General features: G+C 69.2%; 3 protein-coding genes. All 3 read left to right on the top strand.

Translation table 11 applies throughout. From position 1 onward, the window contains the following. Positions 1–1,648: helix-turn-helix domain-containing protein (locus ACOJSN_RS08445; RefSeq protein ID WP_420112055.1), on the top strand; the 1,648-nt coding region annotated here is incomplete at its 5' end. Between the two features lie 221 nt (positions 1,649–1,869). Then, positions 1,870–2,091 carry a translation initiation factor IF-1 gene (infA, locus tag ACOJSN_RS08450; RefSeq protein ID WP_156224071.1) on the top strand — a complete coding sequence of 74 codons (222 nt, stop codon included), beginning with the start codon at positions 1,870–1,872 and terminating at the stop codon, positions 2,089–2,091. A gap of 14 nt (positions 2,092–2,105) precedes the next feature. Continuing rightward, entirely contained in the window at positions 2,106–2,219 is a 114-nt protein-coding gene (gene rpmJ / locus ACOJSN_RS08455) for a 50S ribosomal protein L36 (protein WP_156224072.1), read from the top strand. Positions 2,220–2,299: the final 80 nt, after the last annotated feature.

Raw genomic sequence — 2,299 nt, forward strand, 5'->3', positions numbered from 1 at the left:
CGGGCTGGGCACCAGCGAGACGGGGGAGGGGACCGACAACCAACCGATCCGCCGCGCAGCTGCGACGATGCTCGCCGAGGACGATCCTGAGGCGTTCCACACCGTCAGTCGCCGCTCCGCCGAGTGGTTCAGCGCCCACGACGAGCCCGCCATCGCACTGAGCCATGCGGTTGCAGCCGAGGAGTGGCCGCTCGTCGGCGAGCTACTTGAGCGGAACTGGTCGCTGCTGCTCACCGACCGGCCAGACCTCATGCGGGACGCCCTCGACGCCCTGCCTGCGGACGTCATCGGCGAGAGCGCCCAGCTGATCGTCGCGCGTGACTACATCCTCAACATCGCCACCGAGAGCCGCGCCCGCCACGCCTACGTCTCCGGCCTGCTCGTGCCGCACGGCGCGGCGCTCGCCCGCAGCCGCCGGCGACTCTCCCTCCGCGAGGTGCTGCGGCTCCACTCCAACGGGTTGTACGACGTGACCCACTCGCTCGTGGAGAGTCGTGACCTGGCCTCGGCGATCGCCTCCAGCGGCTGGCCGGAGGACGTCATCCGCGCCGTGCCGCGGCTGCTGCTCGAGTGGGGCATCACGCAAATGCTCGATGCCCCAGGCGTGAGCGCACCGTACGCGTTCGCCGAGGCCGCCGAGTGGGCGGAACAGGTGGGCGACGACATCGTGCGCCGCGAAGCCGCTGCTGGGGCCGCACTCAGTCACACCGCCATCGGGTACCCGCACGCCGGCTTGGCGTGGCTCGAGCTGCTCGACACCTTGCCACCGGCCTCGCAGCCGGACCTGTCGAGCACGATGGAGCCGATTGCCCGCGCGTTCATGGCCCACCAGATCCGCGGCTCGGCCAACGCGTGCAGCCTCCTCGACGGTCTCGAGATCCCGCCGCTGCTCGCCGACGTCGAAGTGCTGGTGATCGCCCTCCGGGCGGACACGATGCTGCGCACCGGGCGAGCGACCGAAGGCATCCGGCTGCTGGAGTCCTACCGCGTGCAGCCCTCGAACACCGCCACGCTCGCCGAGCACTTCCTCGTCAGCAGCCGCGTCGAGGCCTACCTGTCCACCAATCAGGTGGAGCGCGCACGCCGACTGCTGCTGGAGGTCGACCCCGAGGCCAAGCGGCACCGTTCTGCCTGGGCTCTCGTCTCGTTCCAGTCGGGCGAGTACTCCCAGGTGGTCGACGCCTCGATCGGCGACGACCTGGTGCCCCGCCAGACCGTGACCCTCTCGCTGCTGCGCGCCTGCTCGGCGCTGCGGCTGCAGCAGCGGCCCGTGGCGATCGACGCGTTCCAGACGGCCGTCAGCACCACCAGTCAGACAGGGATGCTGCGCCCGTTCCTCATGCTGCCTCCGGCGGATCTCAACGAGCTCGCCGGCAGCGACGTCGAGGTCCGACAGATGCTCGACCGTTTGGACGGCCTCGGTGGGCTGCTGCCCGAGCCCCAGGACGGCAGCGGCCTGTCGCCGCGCGAGCTGCAGGTGCTCGAGGTCGTCGCCACCGGGGCCTCGTTCGCTGCCGTGGCCAGCCGGCTGTACGTCTCGCCCAACACGGTCAAGTCACAGATGCGCGACATCTACCGCAAGCTCAACGTCCGCGGCCGCGATCACGCGGTCGAGCGGGCACGCGAGCTGGGGCTGCTGCGCCGTTGACCCGTGCGCGGCGTGTGCTGCGCCACCCTCGGTGCGATAGGTGGGAGTCCGCGGATGCCGTATGATGGCTCGTTGGGTGTGGGCCGGTTCGCTCGTGCGGACGTCTCGAATGCCTGCCTCCCGTGGTCGGACTCACCGTGTTCGCGCAAGCGACGCGCTCGGCTGCGCGGCGGTCGGCATCAAGCCCACAGCACATCAACCCCGTCAGGACTAGCGAGGATATGGCCAAGAAGGACGGCGTCATCGAGATCGAGGGCAGCGTTGTCGAAGCGCTGCCCAACGCGATGTTCCGCGTGGAGCTGAGCAACGGCCACAAGGTGCTCGCCCACATCTCGGGCAAGATGCGGCAGAACTACATCCGGATCCTCCCCGAGGACCGGGTCGTGGTCGAGCTGAGCCCGTACGACCTGTCCCGTGGACGCATCGTCTACCGCTACAAGTAACGAAGGCAGCAGTCATGAAGGTCAAGCCGAGCGTCAAGAAGATCTGCGACAAGTGCAAGGTGATCCGCCGTAACGGCAGCGTCCGTGTCATCTGCGAGAACCTGCGCCACAAGCAGCGCCAGGGCTGAGACCCAGCCCCAGCACCACAGCGTCTCGTCAACGTCGAGCGATCGACGTCCACCCCCGGTCGGAGGCCGGGGCCCGCAAC

Source organism: Pseudactinotalea sp., assembly GCF_048594945.1.
Taxonomy (GTDB): Bacteria; Actinomycetota; Actinomycetes; order Actinomycetales; family Beutenbergiaceae; genus Pseudactinotalea.

Excerpts from the sequence above, each read along its gene's own strand:
- infA (WP_156224071.1), top strand. The coding sequence starts at position 1,870 with ATGGCCAAGAAGGACGGCGTCATCGAGATCGAGGGCAGCGTTGTCGAA.
- rpmJ (WP_156224072.1), top strand. The coding sequence starts at position 2,106 with ATGAAGGTCAAGCCGAGCGTCAAGAAGATCTGCGACAAGTGCAAGGTG.